The organism is Pseudomonas ficuserectae, from assembly GCF_024584585.1.
Taxonomy (GTDB): Bacteria; Pseudomonadota; Gammaproteobacteria; order Pseudomonadales; family Pseudomonadaceae; genus Aquipseudomonas; species Aquipseudomonas amygdali.
In genome coordinates this window covers 3,627,876-3,649,619 of record NZ_CP085684.1, presented here as the reverse complement: position 1 = coordinate 3,649,619, position 21,744 = coordinate 3,627,876, and the positions used below count along the sequence as shown (strand labels likewise).

The 21,744-nt window shown below is 58.1% G+C and carries 5 protein-coding genes and 3 pseudogenes; all 8 read left to right on the top strand.

The annotated features are described in order from the left end of the window. The first annotated feature begins 21 nt into the window (after positions 1-21). The 8 genes and pseudogenes from LJU29_RS15965 to LJU29_RS15930 all read left to right on the top strand — a co-directional run bounded on the left by LJU29_RS15965 (position 22) and on the right by LJU29_RS15930 (position 21,741). Complete coding sequence (locus LJU29_RS15965) at positions 22-1,089, top strand: efflux RND transporter periplasmic adaptor subunit (protein ID WP_257110920.1); 1,068 nt, start codon at positions 22-24, stop codon at positions 1,087-1,089. Further along, positions 1,086-4,139 (top strand): annotated as a pseudogene (locus tag LJU29_RS15960) (efflux RND transporter permease subunit). Before LJU29_RS15965 ends, LJU29_RS15960 begins: the two are co-directional and overlap by 4 nt. A 73-nt stretch (positions 4,140-4,212) precedes the next feature. Then, positions 4,213-5,454, top strand: coding sequence for a M20/M25/M40 family metallo-hydrolase (locus LJU29_RS15955; protein ID WP_257110919.1), 1,242 nt, complete (start codon positions 4,213-4,215; stop codon positions 5,452-5,454). Positions 5,455-6,151: 697 nt separating this feature from the next. Further along, complete coding sequence (locus LJU29_RS15950; RefSeq protein ID WP_306459369.1) at positions 6,152-7,861, top strand: ShlB/FhaC/HecB family hemolysin secretion/activation protein; 1,710 nt, start codon at positions 6,152-6,154, stop codon at positions 7,859-7,861. Positions 7,862-7,900: 39 nt separating this feature from the next. Further along, positions 7,901-15,610: pseudogene (locus tag LJU29_RS15945) on the top strand (two-partner secretion domain-containing protein); the annotation flags it as partial. 447 nt (positions 15,611-16,057) lie between these two features. After that, the gene (locus LJU29_RS15940) at positions 16,058-17,038 is read left to right on the top strand and encodes an IS5-like element ISPsy2 family transposase (protein ID WP_054078085.1); all 981 of its coding nucleotides are present in this window, start codon (positions 16,058-16,060) and stop codon (positions 17,036-17,038) included. A gap of 700 nt (positions 17,039-17,738) precedes the next feature. Further along, a pseudogene (locus LJU29_RS15935) lies at positions 17,739-21,392 on the top strand (DUF637 domain-containing protein). Then, on the top strand, positions 21,373-21,741 hold the full coding sequence (locus tag LJU29_RS15930; RefSeq protein ID WP_257110918.1) for an HNH endonuclease signature motif containing protein: 369 nt from the start codon (positions 21,373-21,375) through the stop codon (positions 21,739-21,741). The pseudogene LJU29_RS15935 and the gene LJU29_RS15930 overlap by 20 nt, the downstream one beginning before the upstream one ends. Positions 21,742-21,744: the final 3 nt, after the last annotated feature.

The window sequence follows — 21,744 nt, the reverse complement described above, 5'->3', positions numbered from 1 at the left end:
TTACACGCTTGCAGTATCGTAATGATCGCCCTGATGGTCAGTGGGTGCAGCGATAAGCATACGGCCAGCGTCTCGGCCGTCCGTGCCGTCAAGGTTGAAGCTGCACGGGCAGGAGAGGGAACCACGGTGCGCTTTATCGGCACCGTTCGGCAGCAGGAGCGCGCCAGTCTGGCGTTTGAATCGGCAGGCACCCTGACAGAGCTGCGAGTCGACATTGGCGATGCCGTTGAAAAGGATCAGGTGCTCGCCAGCGTTGACCGACAGCCTGCGCAGCTGCGTCTGCAAGAAGCGCAGGCCAGTCTGCGTCTGGCCAGAGCGCAGGCGGTTGAGCGTGAGCTTAATTATCAGCGTCAGAAGCGTCTGCTTGCGGCAGGCAGTGTCGCCCAGAGTGTGGTCGAGTCGGCACTGGCATCCAGCGAGCAGGCCAAAGCCGAGCAGGTCCGGGCCCAGGCCGAACAGGCTCTGGCTCATCGCGAACTGGACCGCACCCGTTTGATCGCGCCCTTTGCCGGGCGAGTAGTCGCACGGCATGCACAGCCGCGTACTGTTTTGCCCGCCGGGCAAGTGGTGCTGGACATCGAATCCGCTGCCGGGCAGGAGGTGGTGGCTGCTGTTCCGCTGGCGCTTGCCGAAACCCTCAAACCTGGTGACCTGGCCAGAGCCTCAAGCACGGCAGATGGCACTTCAGGGTTTGATCTGGCACTTGAAGGCATCTCACCCCGTGCCGATGACGGGCTGGTCAGAACGGCTGTGTTTCGTGTGCTGCGACCTGCCAGTAGATTGCCCAGTGGCATCACGCTGCTGGTGCAGATGCATCCCGATACCGGTACACAGCCCTTGTCGGTCCCGGTCCAGGCGTTATGGATGGGCACCGGCAGCAACTCCGCCGAGGTCTTTGTTTACCAGCCAGGCGGAACAGTCGCCCTGCGCTCTGTTTCGCTGGGTACGGTTAAAGATGGCCGGGCGCTGATCGCCAGCGGCCTGGCTGTCGGGGAGCGAGTGGTTACTGCCGGCGCGGCTTTCCTGCAAGACGGCGAGACCGTCACCCTGTTTCAGCCTGGCACACGCTTGAACGGGGGCACGCAATGAGTCTTACCTACCGCGCAATGAGCGCGAGCCGCCTGACCCTGTTTGCGGCCTTCCTGATTTTGCTGGCCGGTGTCGCGACCTTTTTGGGGTTTCCGTCTCAGGAAGAGCCTTCGGTTACGGTTCGCGACGCACTGGTCAGCGTATCCCTGCCAGGACTCTCCACCGAGCGGACGGAAGAGCTGCTTGCCAGGCCACTCGAAGAACGCATCCGTGAACTGGCCGAGATCAAGAACATTGTCACCACGGTCCAGCCAGGCCGGGTGATTGTGCAAGTCACGGCGTATGACACCATCAAGGATCTGGGGCTGCTGTGGCAACGACTCCGGGCGAAGGTCAACGAAACGAACGGCGTTTTCCCGGCTGGTACCCAAGGGCCCTTTGTGGACGATGATTTCGGTCGCGTGGCAGTGGCTTCCGTTGCGTTGACGGCGCCGGGTTTTACCATGAGCGAGATGCGCGCGCCGATAAAACGCCTGCGCAATCAGCTTTATGAGCTCAAGGGTGTCGATCAGGTCGAGCTGTATGGCCTGCAGGACGAGCGAATCTACCTCGACTTCGATCACCAGACCCTGGCGGCAGCCGGACTTTCGCCGCAACAGTTGCTCCAGCAATTGCAAAACCGCAACCTGATCGCGCCGGGAGGCAACCCGGTCATCGGGCAACAGAGCACCACGCTCTCGGTCAGCGGCGAGGTGCTGTCGCTGGATCAGCTTCGTCAGTTTCCCGTGCAGTTGCCTGGCGGACAGATGGTAGCGTTGCATGACCTGACCCGAATATTGGTGAGCCCTGTCGACCCGCCGGAAACCGAAGCGATCTATCAAGGGCAGGATGCTGTGGTGCTGGCCGTTTCGATGCAGCCCGGGCTCAATATCCAGACGTTCGGTGCCGCTCTGCGCAAAAAGCTCGGTGAGCTGGAACAACAACTTCCAGCGGGTTTTACCCTGCACATCGTGACTTTTCAGTCCAGCGTGGTTCAGCACGAAATGAACAAGATGTATCACGTCATGGCCGAAACGGTCGTCATCGTGATGTGTGTGGTCATGCTGTTTCTGGGCTGGCGTACCGGCCTGGTGGTCGGGGTGATTGTGCCCCTGACCATCCTGAGTACATTGCTGGTCATGCGCTCGCTGGGGATCGAGCTGCAGACGGTGTCGATTGCCGCGATCATCCTGGCCCTCGGCTTGCTGGTGGACAATGGCATTGTCATCGCCGAGGACATCGAGCGGCGTCTGCACGCCGGGGAGGACCGACGGCGGGCCTGCGAGGAAGCCGGGCGCACGTTGATGATCCCTTTGCTGACCTCGTCACTGGTCATTGTGCTGGCGTTTTCGCCGTTCTTTCTGGGGCAGACCAGCACTAACGAATACCTGCGTTCGCTGGCGATTGTGCTCGCCACCACGCTGATCAGCTCGTGGCTGCTCAGCATCACCGTGACGCCCCTGTTATGCTTTTACTTCGCCAAGGCACCGGCAGTCTCAGGTGCGACTGACAACGCCGATGAGTATGCATCGGTGTTCTATCGAGGCTATCGAAAAGTCATCGAGAGTCTGCTGAATAACTCCTTGATCTTCATCGCCAGCATGCTGGGATTGCTGACAGTTGCGGTCGTCGTGCTGACCCAGGTGCCTTATGACTTTCTGCCCAAGTCCGACCGCATGCAGTTCCAGATTCCGCTGGTGCTGGAACCCGGCAGCAGCTCGCGTGCCACGTCTCAGGCCGTGCGCGATATCAGTCAGTGGCTGAGCAGCGATCAGGACGTCAAACAGAGCATCGGCTATGTCGCCAATGGCGGGCCGAGAATTGTTCTGGGGCTCAATCCGCCTCTGCCTGCGCCGAATATTGCCTACTTCACGGTCAGCGTGCGTGACGGTGCCAACCTCGATGCAGTCATTGAGCGAACCCGGCATTTCATCCTGACTCAGCACCCCGAAGTCGAAGCGCAGCCCAAGCGGTTTTCCATGGGCACCACCGAAGCCGGGATTGCGGTCTACCGGGTCATTGGTCCTGACGAAAAAGTGCTGCGAAATATTGCCCGCAAGATCGAGCAAGCCTTGTCGGCATTGCCCGGAACTCTGGACGTACGCGATGACTGGCGTACCCGGCTGCTGCGTTACGACGTAGTCGTCGATCAGTACAAGGCGCTGCATGCCGGTGTTTCCACTCAGGACATCGCTTAGGCCCTGCAACTGAGAAACAACGGGCTGTCTGTGTCATCGCTGCAGGATGGCGAAACGGCTGTGGCGATTGTGGCTCGTGAGCAGGGCACACCGATTACGCCTGCCAATGATCTGGACAGCACGTTGATTTACCCGGCTTCCGGGGCGGCACCGCTGATGTTGTCCGCCATCGCGACGGTCGAGCCCCAGGCCGAGGCATCGACCATTCAGCGCCGCAACCTGGAGCGTGCGATTACTGTCGTCGGACACAACCCGTCGTTGACCGCCACCTCGATCATTGAGCATCTGGCACTACAGATTGCGACGCTCAACATGCCAGCGGGGTATCGCATCGAACTGGGTGGCGAAATAGAGGATTCGGCCGAAGCCAACCAGGCGCTTCTGCAATACATGCCGCACGCGCTGGTGGCGATGCTGCTGTTGTTCGTGTGGCAGTTCAATTCGTTTCGCAAGTTGCTGATCGTCATCTCCAGTGTGCCTTTTGTGCTCATCGGCGTGGCGTTGGCCCTGGTGCTCACCGGATACCCGTTCGGCTTCATGGCGACCTTTGGACTGCTGTCGCTGGCCGGCATTATTGTCAACAATGCGGTGTTATTGCTCGAACGTATTGAGGTTGAGCGCGGGCACGGGCTGTCGGTTCGTGAGGCGGTGGTCAACGCAGCGATCAAGCGGTTGCGACCGATCGTGATGACCAAACTGACCTGCATCATCGGCTTGGTCCCACTGATGCTTTTTGCCGGCCCGCTCTGGGAGGGTATGGCGATCACGATCATGGGCGGGCTGGCGTTGGGCACGCTGGTGACGCTGGGGTTGATCCCGATTCTGTATGGGCTGCTGTTTGACACGTTCGAACGCTGGCGTACCGCGAGTTGACTCATTACGGCCGGTGTTTGTGTAAGGTATGGTCCTGAAAACCTCGACGAACCAAACACAAGGACGGAACAACATGCGCTCATTCTCCCGCTCGCCACTGGCAGCTCATCTCGCTTTGGCGCTTGCGCTGACAGCTCTGGCACCAGCGGCCATGGCCGAACCGCATAAGGCGATTCAGGCCGATGCCGAGCAATACAAGGACGAAGCCTTGAAGCTGCTGGAGCGTCTGGTAAACATCGATTCAGGCTCCGGGTACGTACCGGGCCTGACCAAAGTCAGTGACATCGCGATTGAAGAACTGAAAAAGCTCGGTGCCACCATCGAGCTCGTTCCGAATACACCAGAGGCCAGCAATCATGTAGTTGCGACCCTGAAAGGCACCGGCAAGGCGAAGATTCTGCTGATGGCACACATGGATACCGTGTTCAAGGAAGGCTCTGCGGCCGAGCGTCCGTTTCATATCAAGGACGGTCGTGCCTATGGCCCTGGTGTTATGGATGACAAGGACGGCATCGTTGCTGCTATCTATGCTCTGAAGGTGCTGCACAACCTGAAATTCACCGACTACGCACAGATCACAGTGTTGCTCGACGCCAGCGAAGAAACCGGTTCAGGCGTCGCTACCGAGCTGATCAAGAAAACAGCGAAAGAGCACGATGTCACGCTCAATCTGGAGCCGGGTCGTCCTGCTGATGGTCTGGTGGTGTGGCGCAAGGGTTCTGCGACGGCACTGGTCGAAGTCAAGGGCAAAGCCTCGCATGCGGGCGTTGCGCCGGAACTGGGGCGTAACGCTGCCACCGAGGTTGCGCATCAGATCCTGCAACTCGGCAAACTGGGCGACGAGGAGAAGAAAACCACCGTCAACTTCACCGTGCTCAAGGCGGGTGATCGCACCAACGTGATTCCTGATCAGGCCAGCGCCAAGGCCGACGTGCGTGCCGCAGTGCCGGAGGAGTTCGATCGCGTCGAGCAGGACCTGGCCAGGGTGTCGGCCAACAAACTGGTGCCTGACACCGAGGTCAAGACCAGTCTGGTCCGTGGCTTGCCACCTATGCCGCAGACCCCGCAGTCCGATGCTTTGGTCGCTATGGCACAGGGCATCTATGGTGAACTGGGGCGCACCCTGACCATCGAGGGCAGCGGCGGGGCGGCTGATTCAAGTTTGTCTGCCAGCGTAGGAACGCCAACACTGGATGGTTTCGGCATCGTCGGTGGCAACATTCATACGCCTGAAGAGTACGCCGAGGTGGGCAGTGTCGCGCCACGGATCTATCTGCTGTCACGGATGATCATGAAGTTGTCCGGGCAACAGTGATTCGAAAAGCCTCCCGCGCAGGGTAATGAGAAGTGTTTTCCGCACGCTTCTCGTTCCTCGCGCTCCGCATTGGAACAATAAGCAGTTAGATTGTGTATAACGATGAGCGCAAGGCGCGGGAGGCTGTAGAGTCGATGACGCGCTTTTAAACAGATACAAGGCTGCAGAGTCCCGATAGTGCATACAACGGGAGGCGGCTGGAATAGCGGTTCATTGTCGGGTATTTGCCGACAACTAGTTGTCATGACCCATCCCCGTGTTTACTCATGCGTCACATTGCAGGATTTGACCGATAACCTGCAGCCTCTTTATTTACACCTTAGCGATACAGAAAAGCTGTCGTTGCGGCTCCAGAGCCTTGGAGGGTCAGCGTGCTTTCACCTGTTTCCTTTAAACCATGGCCATTTTATCAGTGCGTCCGCGGCCTTGGCGCGAGCCGGTTTTCGCGCGCTGGCCGGTTGGTATTTCTGTATATATTTAATTATGACCTTAATACCATGTCGAAAAGATAGGCTGTCCCCTGTCAAGACTAAGCACACGATCCTTTGACGCGGGCTAGAGGTCGGTACTGTCAAAATCAACTTCAAAAAATTTCAACAAATCGGATACAGGGTCGATACAAATATTTGACGCCATGATGATGGCGTTCTAATATTGCTCACCTTTTGATATCAATATGCTACTGCAAGGACGCACCGTGTACCCTCATGCTCCCAGAGTGGCCCTGCTGCTCATGCTCGCCATCGCGTCTTTCCCCTTGCTTGCAGCCAGCCCTCCCGCCAGTTTGCCAGGCGAACAAGACCTTATTCGTGATCGTCAGGACCGCTTGCTAGAAGAGCAACGCCGTCGTCTTGAAGAACTCAAGGACCTGCCGGGCAAGCAAGCTGTACCCGCGGCACCAGGCGCGCCTGTCGACACCCGCTGCTTCACCATCCAGCGTATAGAGCTCAAGGGCGCTGATTCACTGTCGTCTGCCGAGCGTGATGAGCTGATTGCGCCTTATCAAGGCAAGTGTCTTGGCGTCGCCCAGCTCAACGAGTTGCTGAAAGTCATCACCGATCATTACCTTGAAAAAGGCCTGGTGACGACTCGCGCCTATCTGCCGCAACAGGACCTGTCCACAGGCGACCTGCAAGTGCTGGTCATTGAAGGCAAGCTGGAGCATCTGCGCGGCGATGCTGCCAGCGGCCTGTCGGCGCGTGTGCTGGCCATGACCTTTCCCGGCAGGGAAGGCGAGATGGTCAACCTGCGCGAAATCGAGCAGATGGTCGATCAGCTCAACCGTCTGCCGTCCAATCAGGCGCAGATGGAGCTGACCCCCGGCCAGGTCGTCGGCGGCAGCGATGTGGTGGTCAAGAACACTCCGCAAAAACCGTGGCGGGCTAACCTGTCGCGTACCAACGAGGGGCAGCGCAGCACCGGTGAGCAGCAATGGAACGCCGGGCTTGAATGGGACAATCCGCTGGGGCTGGCCGACCAGTTCAGCCTGCGCGGCGGCCATGATGCGATCAGCGACCGGCAGAAAGCCTCGCGCAATGCCTCGCTTGCCTACAGTTTGCCTTGGGGCTGGTGGACATTCAGCTATCTGTACAACACCAGCGAATACCGCTCGGTGGCCCAGGCCTCGAACATCAACTTCAAGCAGGACGGCGACAGCCAGAACCACCAGTTCAAGGCCGAGCGGGTCGTGTACCGCGACGCGCTGAGCAAGACCTCGCTCAATGCCGGTTTGTCCTACCTGCGCACCAACAATTATGTAGAAGACAGCAAACTGGCGCTTAGCAGTAACCGCATCACCGAGGCGCAGTTCGGCATCAACCACGGTCGGCGGGTCGGTTCGGCGTTCATCAACATCGACCTGGGCATGCAGCAGGGCATCGGCGCGCTGGATGCGCAGGGCAGCCATGATCCTGGCCCGGGCCAGGCCGATGCGCGTTATCGCAAATACACCGGCACCCTCAGCTACCTGCACCCTTTTCAGCTGTGGGGCGAGAACCTGAGCTTCACCAGCCTGGCCACCGGGCAGCGCAGCGAAGATGTGTTGTTCAGCTCGCAACGTACCAGCCTGGGCGGGTCATCGTCGGTGCGCGGTTACAAAGATGAGTTTCTGTCTGGCGACAGCGGCGGTTACTGGCGTAATGAAGTACGCCTGACCCGCCCGGTCACGCTGGACTGGCTGCGCCCGGTGTTCGCCGAGTATGGCGCGGCTGCCGGTTACGACCAGGGTGTTATTCGCAATGACCGTTACAACGGCAATCAGCATGGGCGCTTGTCCAGTAACTCGTTCGAGCTGTTTACGCGTGGCCAGCACGTTGCGGCCTCAGTGACCTTCGCTCATTCCCTGGAACGTCCCGATGTGATCGAGCGCGAAGCGCCGATCTATTTCCGTATGGATTTCTTCCTTTAACAACGCTGTTTTCAATCACACTGTATCGAGGTTGCCTACATGGACGTTCACCAACTGGCTCTGCTTGCTCGTCAGCCTTCTGCTGTGCTGATTGAGCGCCAGTCCTTTTGGGGAATGCCCAAACGCGGTCTCGCGCTGATCCTGGCCAATGCCCTGTTCTGGCAGCCGCTGCTGGTTCAGGCCGAAGGCATCGTGGTCAGTGGGCCGAATACCAGCCTGAATCAGGCCGGCAATGGCGTACCTATCATCAATATTGCCACGCCCAATGCCAGCGGCCTGTCGCACAACCAGTTCCAGCAGTACAACGTCGACAGCCAAGGCGTCATCCTCAACAACTCCACGAATCAGACCCAGAGCACCCAACTGGGCGGAATTATCGTTGGCAACTCCAACCTGCGTGGCACGGCCGCTACCACCATTCTTAACGAAGTGGTCGGGGCCAACGCCAGCCAGCTCAGGGGCTACACAGAAGTGGCCGGGCAAGCGGCGCGGGTCATTGTCGCCAACCCGTATGGCATCAGTTGCAACGGCTGCGGTTTCATCAATACCCCGCAGGTCACGCTGACCACCGGTAAACCGGTGCTGGATGCCAACGGGCAGTTGCAGCGTTTCAATGTGCAGGGCGGCAGCATATCCATTGATGGCGTGGGGCTGAACGCAGACAACGTCGACCAGTTCGACATCATCACCCGCAGCGCGAAGATCAATGCCGAGCTGCACGCCAAGCGCCTCAACATCATTTCCGGTCGTAACGATGTCGACGCGCAGACCCTCAATCCCACAGCCCTGCCTGATGACGGCAGTGCCAAACCGGAACTGGCCGTCGACAGCTCGGCGCTGGGCGGGATGTATGCGGGCGCGATCCGTCTGGTGGGCACCGAGGCAGGCGTCGGGGTCAGGCTTGCGGGAAATCTTGCGGCCAGTGGCGGTGATATCCAGATTGATGCCAACGGCCATTTGAGCATGACGCAGACCGCAGCAAGTGGCGCCGTCACGGCCAGGGCCAACAGTGCCGAAGTCAACGGCCCGGTCTATGCGGGGTCGTCATTGACCATGAGCACCGCGGGCGATCTCACCACCCGGCAGAACGTCGCCGCACGCGATGCGCTGAGCCTTTCCGCAGGCGGACAACTCAACAACTCGGCGGTGATCGAGGCGGGCGTCAATGCCGACAACAGCCGCAATGGTTCGGGTGATGTAACGCTGTCTGCCAACGGGTTGACCAACAGCGGCAGCATAACCGCCAGTCGCGCCTTGCAGGCCACCATTACCCAGACCCTGAACAACCAGGGTGCCACACTGAACGGGCAGTCCAGCACACGCATCGTGGCCACAACCGTCGACAATCGTCAGTCAGGCCGGATTCTGAGCCAGGGCGGCACTGTCGACATCAATGCGTCTCAGGTGCTCAATAGTCAGAGCGGGCTGATCAGCAGCAATGGCGCTATGACCATCGCCGCCGGTTCTCTGGACAACAGCCAGCAAGGCAAACTGTCCAGTAGCAGCGCTTTGTCCGCCCGTATTTCCGGGCCGTTGCTCAACCAGCTGGGGCTTATCAGCGCCAATGGCGATCTGCTGCTCAACGCGGCAAGCGTGGACAACCGCAACGCAGAAATCTCCAGCCTTGGCAGCCTGACCTCGACCGTCAGCCAGTTCGACAATCGCGAAAAAGGCCGCCTGCTGGCCAATGGCGCGTTACAGCTGACGTCCGACCACCTGAACAACCAGAACGGCTCGGTGGCAGGGCAGCAGGGCGTACAGCTGAACTTGGGGCAACTGACCAATACCGCCACCGGCAGCGTTTACGGCAAAAACAGTCTGAACCTGGCTGTCAGCGGCGCGTTGAACAATGACCAGGGCACACTGCGCAGCGATAGCACCCTGGAGGTACGTGCGGCGTCTCTGAGCAACAACACCGGCAGCATCACCAGTGCCAGCACGGCGTCAGTCAGCACGAGCGGTGCGGTGGTCAACCGCGGCGGGCAGATCCTAAGCGATTCAACCCTGACGCTGACCAGCGCCAGCCTGGACAACAGCCAGAGCGGGCGTATCGCCAGTAATGGTCTGACACTCACCACTGGTACCTTCGATAACCATCAGGACGGCCGCCTGACCAGTACCGGCGCACTCCAGCTAAATGCCGGGCTGGTCAACAACAGCGATGCCGGTCGCATTGCCAGCGCCATGGCCCTGACTGCCGTAGTCACCGGCCTGAATCAGACCAACGATGGCCGTCTGTATGGCAACAGCGATGTCAGCCTCGACCTGAGCAACGGCCTGCTGACTAACCAAGGCGGCCTGATCAATGCGCCGGGCCAGTTACTGCTGAAAAACTTGAATGTCGTCAACAACCAGAGCGGCAAGATATCCAGCGCCAACGGTTTCACGCTGGCGGCCACTTCGCTGGACAACACCGAAGGTTCGGTGATCAGCGACAAAGCCTTGATCGTGCGTGTCGCCCAGTTGCTGACCAACCTGCGCGGCCTGATTTCCGCCACCGGTGTCGAGCTGAGTGCCGCGACGCTGGACAACCGCAACGCGGAGCTCTCCAGCCTTGGAGAGCTGACCGCAACCGTCGGCCAGTTCGATAACAGTGGCAAGGGCCGTTTGCTGGCCAAGGGTGCGTTGCTGCTCAATGCCGACAGCCTGAACAACCAGAGCGCTGGTGCCGTTTCCGGCCAGCAGAGCGTGCAGTTGAACGTCGGGCAACTGATCAACACGGGCGGTGGCAGCGTCTACGCCAAAAACAGTCTGTGTCTGAAAGACACGGGCGTCCTCAACAACGATCAAGGGATATTGCGCAGCGATGGCACGCTGGCGTTGAGCGCCGCTTCTCTGGGCAATACTGCCGGTAGTATCACCAGCTCCGGCGTCTCGTCCCTGACGGTCGATGGTGCCGTGGTGAACCGCGGCGGGCAGATTCTCGGCGATTCAACGCTGGTGCTCACCAGTGGCAGTCTCGACAACAGCCAGAACGGTCGCATCGCCGGCAAGGGCGTGAAGCTTGTCACCGGTGCTTTTGACAACCAGCAAGGCGGCCGCCTGACCAGTACCGGAACCCTCCAACTCGATGCAGGGTTGGTCAACAACAGTGACGCCGGTCGTATTGCCAGCGCCATGGCCCTGACCGCCGTGGTCACCGGCCTGAATCAGACCAATGATGGCCGTCTGTACAGCAACAGTGACGTCAGTCTCGATTTGAGCAATGGCGCGCTGGACAACACGGGCGGCCTGCTCAGCAGTGAGTCGGCCATGACGGTCAGCGCTGCTTCCCTGCAAAACGCCTCGGGCAGCCTCTCCAGCGCTGATGCCTTGAGCGTCACCACCACCGGGGCTTTGAACAACCAGGCGGGTTCTGTCACCACCGACGCAACACTGATACTGACCAGCGCAAGCCTGGACAACAGTCAGGCGGGCAAACTGGCTGGCAAGGGTGCCACGCAGGTCACCACCGGCACGTTCGACAACAGCCAGGGCGGTCGTCTGACCAGCAGCGATACCCTGCGATTGACGGCAGGCAAGGTCATCAACCAGAGCGCCGGACGTATTGCCAGTGCGCTGGCGTTGACGGCCAGCGTCACCAGCCTCGACCAGCAGGGTGGTGAGCTGTTCAGCAACACCTCGCTGAGCCTCGACCTGAACAACGGCCAGTTGAACAATCAGGGCGGTTTGATCAACGCCCCCGGCGTGTTGCTGCTGAAGAATCTCAACGGCGTGGCCAACCAGAACGGCGAAATTTCCAGTACACAGGCCTTTACCCTGAACGCCAACAGTCTCGATAACAGTGGCGGCAAACTGCTCAGCAGTCAGGCCCTGACGCTGATCATGAACAAGGCGCTGAGCAACATCAAAGGTACGATTTCCGCCGCCGCGTTGAACACTCGCAGCGACAGCCTGGACAACACCGAAGGCTTGATCAGCAGCCGCGCAGGCCTGGACCTGATGGTCAATACCGCCCTGACCAACGTCAAGGGCACGCTGATTGGCGACGGCGATGTGACGCTGAGTGCCGCGACAGCAGACAACGGTCTCGGCCAGATCGCCAGCAAACAGAACCTCAACGCACAGATCGGCAGCCTTCGGCAACTGGGCGGTCAGATGCTTGCTCAAGGCACATTGACCGTGCGCGGCGACGCGCTGGACAACCGTCAGAACGGTTTCATTGGCGCAACCCAAGCCCTCGATATCAATGTCACTACTGTCGATAACCGTGGCGGTGAACTGTCCAGTCAGGACGTGATTACCCTGACCGGCCAGCAACTGAACAACAGCGACAGCGGTCAGGTGCTGGCACAGAAAGCCCTGACGCTGAACGTTGCGCAGATCACCAACCGAACCAACGGTCTGCTCTCCAGTAAAGCCGGTCTGACGCTGGTGGGCAGTACGCTGGACAACACCGGTGGCGCGATCAGTGCCCTTAACGCTCTGGGTATCGACCTGTCTGCAGCGCTCGATAACACTCAAGGCCTGATCAGTAACGAAGACGTCCTGACGTTGAAGGCCGCCAGCCTGACCAACACCGCAGGCAGCGTTTCCAGCGCTGGAAAACTGACCCTCGACAGCACTGGGGCGATCAGCAACCAGGGCGGCAAGCTGTTGACCGATGGTGCGCTGGACCTGAAAAGTGCCAGTCTTGATAACAGCCAGAAAGGCAATATCAGCGGCAAAGGCCTGCTGACCCTCAAGACCGGGAATTTCGACAACAGCCATAGCGGTCGCGTCAGCAGCAGTGATCGTCTGGACCTGACGACCGCACAACTGACCAACAGCGATGGCGGCAGCATCGGCAGCAGCCAGGCACTGACCGCGAGTGTCAGCCGCCTGAGTCAGCAGGGCGGTAGCCTGTTCAGCAACACCTCCTTGAGCCTGGACCTGAACAACGGCCAGCTCGACAACCAGGGCGGTTTGATCAACGCGCCGGGCGCACTGCTGCTGAAAAACGTCAACGAGGTTCTGAACCAGAACGGCGAAATCTCCAGCGCTCAGGCGTTCACCGTCAACGCGCAACAACTGGATAACAGCGGCGGCAAACTGCTCAGCAACCAATTGCTGACCCTGCGCATCGCCCGTGCGCTGACCAACGTCAAAGGCATGATCGCCGCAGCCGGTGTCGACGCCACCGCCAATACCCTCGATAACACAGGCGGTACGCTGACCAGCCGCAACAATCTGGACCTGGCGGTTACCGGCCTGCTCACCAACCGTGACAAAGGCCTGATCAACGCTGCTCAGGCGCTCAAGGTGGGCGCGGCCAGCCTCGATAACCAGAACGGCCAGGTGCTGGGCGGCACCAGCCTGATCCTCAACGCCACATCGATCAACAACACCGCCAAAGGCCTGATCAACAGTACCGGCACCCTGAACCTGACGGCGGGCAGTCTGGAATCCGGCAACAGCGGCGAAGTGTCGGCCACGCGCGACATGACCCTGGTCCTCAATGCACTGTCGCTCAATGGCGGACGCGTGATGGGCGACGCCGGTTTGTCCATCGACATGCAAGGCAACGACCTCAACAACCTCGGCGGTTTGATCACGGCAGACGGTTCGCTGACCCTTAACCGCATTCGCGACCTGAATAACCAGTCTGGCGAGGTCTCCAGCGCACAGAGTTTCAGGTTCGATGGCCGCACCCTCAACAACAGTAGCGGCAAGCTGATCAGCAGCAACGTGCTGACAGTCAACGCGACCAACCTGCTCAACCAGAACGGCCTGATATCCGGCTGGCAGGGCCTGAACGTCTCTGGCAACCGCCTCGATAACCGTACCAACGGCACCTTGTCCAGCCGCAACGGCAACCTTGTTACAACCCTGACCGGTGAATTGCTCAACGGCGGCAACGGTGCGTTGGTCAGCCAGAACACACTGAGCGTTACCGCTGACAGCCTCGACAACAGCGGCGGCATCCTCTCCAGCGGAACCGGTCAGACCCTGACCGTCGCGGGCCTGCTGAACAACAGCCAGAACGGCCTGATCGACGGTGGTGCAGGGCTGACCATCAAAGCCAATGTCCTGAACAACGCGGCCGGTAACCTGACGGCCCAACAGGGTTTCAGCTTCGAAGGCAGCAGCCTCGACAACAGCGCCGGTAACCTGAGCAGCAAGGCCGATATGACACTCGACCTGCTGGGCAGCCTGACCAACACCAGCGGCAAGCTGGCCAGCGGCGGTAACCTGCTGTTGCGGCGCAGCGCGGCGATCAACAACCAGGCCGGGCAACTGATCAGCCAGAGCCTGATGACCCTCAACACGTCCGGGCAACTGGATAACCGCAATCGCGGCACAATCGCAGCCAACAACACACTGACAGTCGTCGCGGGTGGCAGTGTCCTCAACGATGCTGATGGCTTGATCTATAGCCAGAACGCCGATGCGCATTTGAATGCAGCGAGCCTCTCCAACGTTCGTGGCGCGGTACAGAGCGTCGGCGCACTGGTTGTGGATGTCGCTGATACTGTCGACAACCAGAACGGCCGGATCATCGCCCAGGGCGGCGACCTGAACCTGACCGGTGCCAACCTCTACAGTCAGGGCGGAGTGCTGTCCAGCCTGCAAGGTCTGTTCACCGCGAAACTGGCCGGCGTGCTGAAAAATGGCTATGACGCCAACCGTCAGGGCGGTGTCATCCAGGCGCAACGCCTCAACCTGACCGCGCTGGGCGGCTTCGACAACTACGGCGGGCGAGTCTCCGCACGCACCGGCGAAGCGCTGATCACCACCCCGGGTTTCGACAACCGCAACGGCGGCCTGTACGCCAAAGGTCTGGTGCGGGTCAACGGTGGCAACTTCGACAACAGCGGCGACAACGACGGCCAGATCGCCGGTGGCCAGGTCGAGCTGAACCTGAGCGGCGCACTGAACAACCGCTTTGGCATCATCGAAAGCGACAGCACCCTGGCCGTGACCGCTGCCAGTCTGGACAACCAGACCGGACAACTGCGCGCGCTGGGCGGTGGCGGTGCCACAAACTTCCAGATCGGCAACCTGTTCGACAACCGCAACGGCACCCTGGAAAGCGCCAACAGCGACCTGACTCTCAATGCTGGCAACTTCCTCAATGGTGGCGGTTCGCTGCTGCATACGGGTAATGGCACGTTTAATATTTCTACGGCCAACGTCACCAATGCTGGCGGCAGCATTGTTACCCGTGGTGGTTTGACGCTTAGTGCCGATAGCTGGACCAACAGCAGCGTGATTCAGGCCGGGCGATTGACGGTGAATGTCGGAACCTTGAATCAGACGGCGGGTGGGCAGTTGCTGGCGTCGAATTCGTTTAGTGGGAGTGGGGGGAACTGGACGAATGATGGGTTGATTGCGAGTGATGGAGATGTAAGCGTCAATCTGGGCAGCTATCGCGGTAGTGGTCGCATGAGCAGCGTAGGTACTCTTGGGCTCAGCGCTGCGCAGATTGATCTAAATGCTGCTACCGCAATCACCGCAGGCTCACGTGGAACAGTTACCAGCAGTTCAAGCCTAACCAACCTTGGACGTCTGACGTCAATGGGCGATCTTACAGTCAATGCATTTTCATTGATTAACCAAGGTACATTGGGCAGCACCGGTAATCTGCGAATCAATGCCGATTCATTGAGTAATCAGAATGGATTGTTGTTCAGTGGCGGTGATATGGCCTTGCGCGTTGGTAACTTTACCAATCGCTTTGCAGATGTTTACAGCTTGGGCAATCTCAGTATTGCTCGTGATGATAATAATGGCTGGAGCTCTTCGATAAATAATGTGTCTGCGACTATAGAGAGCGGTGGGGACTTATCACTTGCCGCTGATTATCTTGAAAACCGTAAGGATGTGTTTGAGGCTGTAGGAGGCTTGGTTTCAGGTGCTATTGGCGTTCAATGCTATTCGTGCTCTTCCTATCGCATGAAAGCTGAGTCTAGTCATATGGTTTGGGTCGAGAGCTATTCGTCCAAAATTACAAAGAATTCTGCGTCATCAACTATAACCGCAGGGCGTAATCTGACGGGGGTGGGGCGTGAGTTTGTCAATAATGCGTCAACACTTAATGCTGTAAGAGATTTATATATTGGTGTGCAGAAGTTTACCAATAAAGGCGCTACAACTGGCAATTATACAATACGCCGCTCATTTGCTGCTGGTGATGGTTTACCCTTTTGGGAAACTCTGAAAAAGACTTCCTAATTTGGCAAAATCTCCGGACACCAGTCGCCGAGCTTTTCGATGATGAAACAGATGACCTTCGCCGACGCCGAGTATGCCGGCAAGCGCAAGCAGACCCGTAAGGAATTGTTCCTGATCGAGATGGATCAGGTGGTGCCCTGGAAAGGTTTGATTGCCCTGATTGAGCCCTATTATCCAAAAGGAGAAGGTGGCCGGCCCGCCTACCCACTGATGGCGATGCTGCGTGTTCATCTGATGCAGAACTGGTTCGGCTACAGCGATCCGGCGATGGAAGAAGCGCTGTATGAGACGACCATCCTGCGTCAGTTTTCAGGCCTGAGCCTGGAGCGAATTCCAGACGAAACCACCATTCTCAACTTCCGTCGTCTGCTGGAAAAGCACGAGTTGGCGACCGGGATTCTCGGCGTAATTAATGGTTATCTGGGCGACCGTGGCTTGTCGTTGCGTCAAGGCACCATCGTCGATGCCACGCTGATTCACGCGCCCAGTTCGACCAAGAACAAGGATGGCAAACGCGATCCTGAGATGCATCAAACCAAGAAAGGTAACCAGTACTATTTCGGCGCCAAGGCTCACATCGGCGCCGACGACGAGTCAGGCCTGGTGCACAGCGTGGTAGTAACAGCGGCCAATGTGGCAGACGTCACGCAGGTTGCCAAACTGCTGCACGGCGAGGAAAACGTAGTCTGCGCCGACGCAGGTTACACCGGGGTCGAGAAGCGCGAAGAACACGCTGGGCGCAAGGTCATTTGGCAGATTGCCGCCCGCCGCAGCACTTACAAAAAGCATGGAAAACGCAGTATTTTGTACAAGGCGATCCGCAAAATCGAGAAGGCCAAGGCCCAGGTTCGCGCCAAGGTCGAGCATCCGTTTCGGGTCATCAAACGCCAGTTTGGCTATGAAAAAGTGCGCTTTCGGGGCTTGGCCAAGAACACCGCGCAGATGGTGACGTTGTTCGCCCTGTCAAACCTGTGGATGGCCCGTCGACATTTGTTGGCGAGCGCAGGAGAGGTGCGCGTGTAATGCAGGAAATGGTTACCGCAAAAGGCTTTGCAGCGGCCGAAAGAGCTAAAAAGCGAAGATAATTGAGCAAATTTCGACATGCATCGTTTTTTGAAAAGTGCTGAGGACTCGGTAGCCGGAAAACATCCGGCTACTTCAGACCTTCCTTTGGTACAGCGTGCTGGCGTATAATGCCGCTAATGACCCAAGCTATGAGAGCTCTGATAATTATGTAGGTGGGAAGTTTTCTAGGGCAAATTTACATTTATGGACTGCTGATGGGACAGAGTTTATTCAGGCAACAAGCGGAAATGGTCGGGAATCGAGCCACGTAACTACATTCGGCTGGATCTGGGTTCCCTCTGAAACCGGAGAGCATGCCTTTTCTCCTCCATTGCCGACGTATAGTAATGGGGTTAGAACTGAAGCACCTGATGTAGTGAAGAATGCTAGTTTTTTTGAAAATGTTGTAGTTGCAAATGATGCGTCAAGTTCTGAGAATGCGGTAGTGCAGGCAGGCGGTACTGTTCGCATAAATGCCACCCAGGATTTAAGTAATAGTGTGGTTCGTGAAGGTATTACGTTAGGTACAGGTGCCGCCCGCTTAGGCGTAACGCAACTCAGCGGAAGTGCTTCACCTACGGTAGTGTTAATTAACGCCCAGCTCCCCCCCGACCTGGCCCAACAACAAGTCAACCCACTAAGCCTGCCAGGTTTCAGCCTGCCCACCGGCCAGAACGGACTGTTCCGTCTGAGCGGCCAGACCGGTACCGCAGCCGCTGTTGCCCAACCCATCGGCCTGCCTCAAAGCTGGACAATGGGCGGCGCAGCGGTCTCCGTCGCTCAACGCGAGCAAACCGTTTCCGATGCACAGGCAAGCACCATCCAGATCGGCTCGGTAGGCCAGATATCCAACGCTACTCGTCAGCTTGCTTCGGTTACACGGCAAAGCATAGGCGTGAGCGCCAATGCATCCTCCTTCGACGCCAGCGCGCCAAGTGCCTCGCCTATTGGCGGATTTGTACTACCAGGCCATACGTCTGATTCCACAGGTGTAACCAGCGTCGACAGCGTCACCGGTATGGCGACGGGCAATCAGGGAAGTGGTGCTTTGCTGCCTGTGCAAAATGCAGGTTCGACGGGTCTGCCGGTTATAACCGCCACAGGATCCAGTAGTTCGGCGGTCCAGAATGCCGGCATGGTGCAGGGCACGCGTATCAACAGTGCCGGTCAGGTTGTAACCGACGCTCAGGGCCGCCCGGTAACTGCAACGGTTAGTAGCTCGGTCGCTGCTGCCGCAGCACAAACCGTTACCCGAGTGCAGGGCCTGCCCAGCAGTTCGTTCGTTTCCAAACCGCAAAAATACCTGATCGAAACCAACCCGGTCCTCACCGAACTCAAGCAGTTCATGAGCTCGGACTACCTGTTGGCCGGTCTGGGCTACGACCCGGAAGTCAGCGCTAAGCGTCTGGGTGACGGCTTGTACGAACAGCGCCTCGTTCAGCAGGCAGTAGTGGCCAGAACCGGTCAGGCGTTCATCGACGGGCAAACCTCCAACGAGGCGCAGTTCAAGTACCTGATGAACAACGCCATCGCCAGCAAACAGCAACTGAACCTGGCTGTCGGCGTATCGCTGAGTTCACAACAGGTCGCAGCGCTGACCCACGACATCGTCTGGCTCGAAGAGCACGAAGTGAATGGCGAGAAAGTGCTGGTGCCGGTGCTGTATCTGGCACAGGCCGGCAATCGCCTTGGCCCGACCGGGGCATTGATTGCGGGTAACGACGTCTCACTGATCGCCGGCCAGAACCTCGACAACGTTGGCACCTTGCATGCGGCCAATAACCTGTCAGCGGTTGCCGGTAACAATCTGGTCAACGCCGGCCTGATAGAAGCTGGTAACCGGCTCGATCTGCTCGCGGGCAATGACCTGATCAACACCGCTGGCGGCATCATCAAAGGTCGCGATGTTTCACTGACCGCGATCAACGGCGACGTGATCAACGAACGCAGCATCACCTCGATGGACAACAGTGTGCTCGGTCAGCGCCACAACGAGTTCGCCGACAGCGCCGCGCGCATCGAAGCCGCCAACGACATGAGACTCTCGGCAGGCCGCGACGTCATCAACAAAGGCAGCGTGCTGGAAAGCGGTCGTGACATGAGCATCTAGGCCGGACGCGACGTCACCATCGCCCCGACCGAAGTCACCAACAGCCTGTTCTCGGACAGCAAACACAACAGCAGCGACATCACCCAACTGGGTTCCACTGCCAGTTCCGGACGCGACCTGACCGTTCAGGCCGGACGCGACATCTCCGTCATCGCCAGCCAGATCGATGCCAAACGCGACATCGCCATGGCCGCGACCGAAAACCTCACCATCAGCTCTGCGGCGGACGAAGAACACTCCCTGTCCAAAAGCAAAAAACTGACCCGCCAGGAAGATCACGTCAGCCAGGTTTCTTCTGATCTTGATGCCGGGGGCAGTGTTGCCTTACAGGCCGGGCAGAACCTCGCCGTGATCTCCAGCCGTATTACCGCGGGTAAAGAGGCGTACCTGGTTGCCGGTGAAAACCTGGACATCTTGGCTGCGCAGGACAGTGATTATTCGCTGTATGACAAAAAGAAGAAGGGGAGTTTTGGGGCTAAAAACTTCAAGCGCGATGAAGTGACCGACACGCGCAATATCAGCAGTGAAATCACTACAGGCGGTAACCTGACGTTGGCAAGTGGCGGCGACCAGCGTTATCAGGTTGCCAAACTGAACAGTGGCAACGACCTGTTGATCAACAGTGGCGGCGCAATCGATTTCGAGGGCGTGAAAGACCTCCACGACGAAAGCCACACCAAGAACAAAAGCAGTGCAGCGTGGTTCTCGACAAAAGGCAAAGGGACAACCGACGAGACCTTTCGCCAGAGCGAACTGGTGGCCAAAGGCGAAGTTGCCATTCAGGCCGTTAACGGTCTGCGCATTGATGTGAAACAGGTCAATCAGCAAAGCGTAAGCCAGAGCATCGACGCAATGGTCAAGGCTGATCCGCAACTGGCCTGGATCAAGGATGCCGAGAAACGAGGTGACATCGACTGGCGTCAGGTCAAGGAAATCCACGAAAGCTTCAAGTACGACAACTCGGGCCTTGGGCCTGCTGCGCAGATTGTAGTCGCCATCCTGATGGCGGCGGTGATGGGCCCAGCAGGCTTTGGTTTAAGCGCTGGTATTGGCGGCGCTGTAGCAACCAGCGTTGCGACGACGGCAGTGACGAGCACGATCAACAACAAGGGTGATCTTGGCGCTGTTTTCAAAGACGTCACGTCTTCCAACGCCATCAAGGGATACGCCATGGCGGGCGTCATGGCAGGTTTTGTACCGACCATCAATCCGAAAAATCTGGGCTTGGACCTTGCGAGTGTTCAGACCGTTGCGACTAAGGTGATCACCGAATCTGTAATCAAGACCGCGATCATGGGCGGGAGTTTCAAGGATAACCTTGGCTCTTCCATAGTCACTACGGGAATCGCTACGGGTGGCGCCATTGCCGCAGGCAAGATCGGTGATTTCACTCTGTTCGATGAGGGCAAACTCACCAAAGTTGGCATGCATGCCGTGCTTGGCGGGTTGATGTCCGAGGCCATGGGCGGCGATTTCCGAACGGGTGCCTTGGCCGCCGGCGCGAATGAAATGGTTGTCGATTATCTGGCGGAGAGGATGCTGCCAAGTGATTTAGACAAAAACTCCCAAGCGTATCAGGCAGGTGTCAGCAAGCTGATGACTGCCTCGCAGTTGATCGGTGCTCTGACTGCTGCCACAACGGGCGGGGACGCATCGGCAGCAGCGGCGGTGACGGCTAACAGTACGCAGTACAACTATCTTGCCCATAACCAGTTGAAAGAGGCAGCCGAAAAGTTAAGGAAATGCGCCCCTTCCGAGTGCGATTCGATTGTGGCCGCTTACAAAAAAGTAAGCGAGGATCAAACGATTGAAGCGATCATCAATTGCAGGTTCGACGTATCTCTGTGTAAACCGTCCTCAAGGGATGTTGCTAACACGGTAGCCGATCTTTCGAGTGTCTACGATGCTTTGGGTGATGGTTCTAAGTACGCCAAGGACTCGCTGCAGATCCTGATCAATGAGAACCTGGAGTTTCAGGAGACCTTGGCAGTTGCGACGACCGGTGCTAGCGCGCAGGCCGTGGCAGAAACACTCCAGGCCAAGCTCAAGCTCACGCCCGAAGAAACTGTTGCGTTGGCGGAGGCCATTGGGGGAGGATTAGCAGCCGCTGCTGGGGGGGGGGGTCGCGTTTCGCAAGGTACTTGCGAAAGCTTCAGACCGCCTTGCAAAAAGCGGCGAAACATTGGTAGAAAATCATGTTGATTTGAGCAATCCTGTTATCGAATCCGGAGCGCAAAAAGCGAGGGCTCCTGCAAAAGTTGATTATTCAAGTATTGAGAATCCACCGAACGTAGGACCCGGTAAAGATTTCACATTGCGACAAAAGCAAGAGGCGCTTGAGTTGAATAAGGCAGCTAACGATGGTGTGGTTAGATCAGATGCCAGTGGTATAGAATTAGTTCGGCCGCAAAAAAGCCAGCGTGGAGTAACTCCAGACCCTAACGAGTGGCAGTTTGATCATGTAAAGCCGAAAAGTTGCGACGGTACTAACTGCAGTTCAAATCTTCAAATCTTGTCGCGGCAAGAAAATAGAGCTAAATCTGATAATTAGGAG

What these genes read in the sequence shown, in the direction of transcription:
- LJU29_RS15955 (WP_257110919.1), top strand. Translation starts at nt 4,213, where the DNA reads ATGCGCTCATTCTCCCGCTCGCCACTGGCAGCTCATCTCGCTTTGGCG.
- LJU29_RS15940 (WP_054078085.1), top strand. Translation starts at nt 16,058, where the DNA reads ATGAAACAGATGACCTTCGCCGACGCCGAGTATGCCGGCAAGCGCAAG.
- LJU29_RS15965 (WP_257110920.1), top strand. Translation starts at nt 22, where the DNA reads ATGATCGCCCTGATGGTCAGTGGGTGCAGCGATAAGCATACGGCCAGC.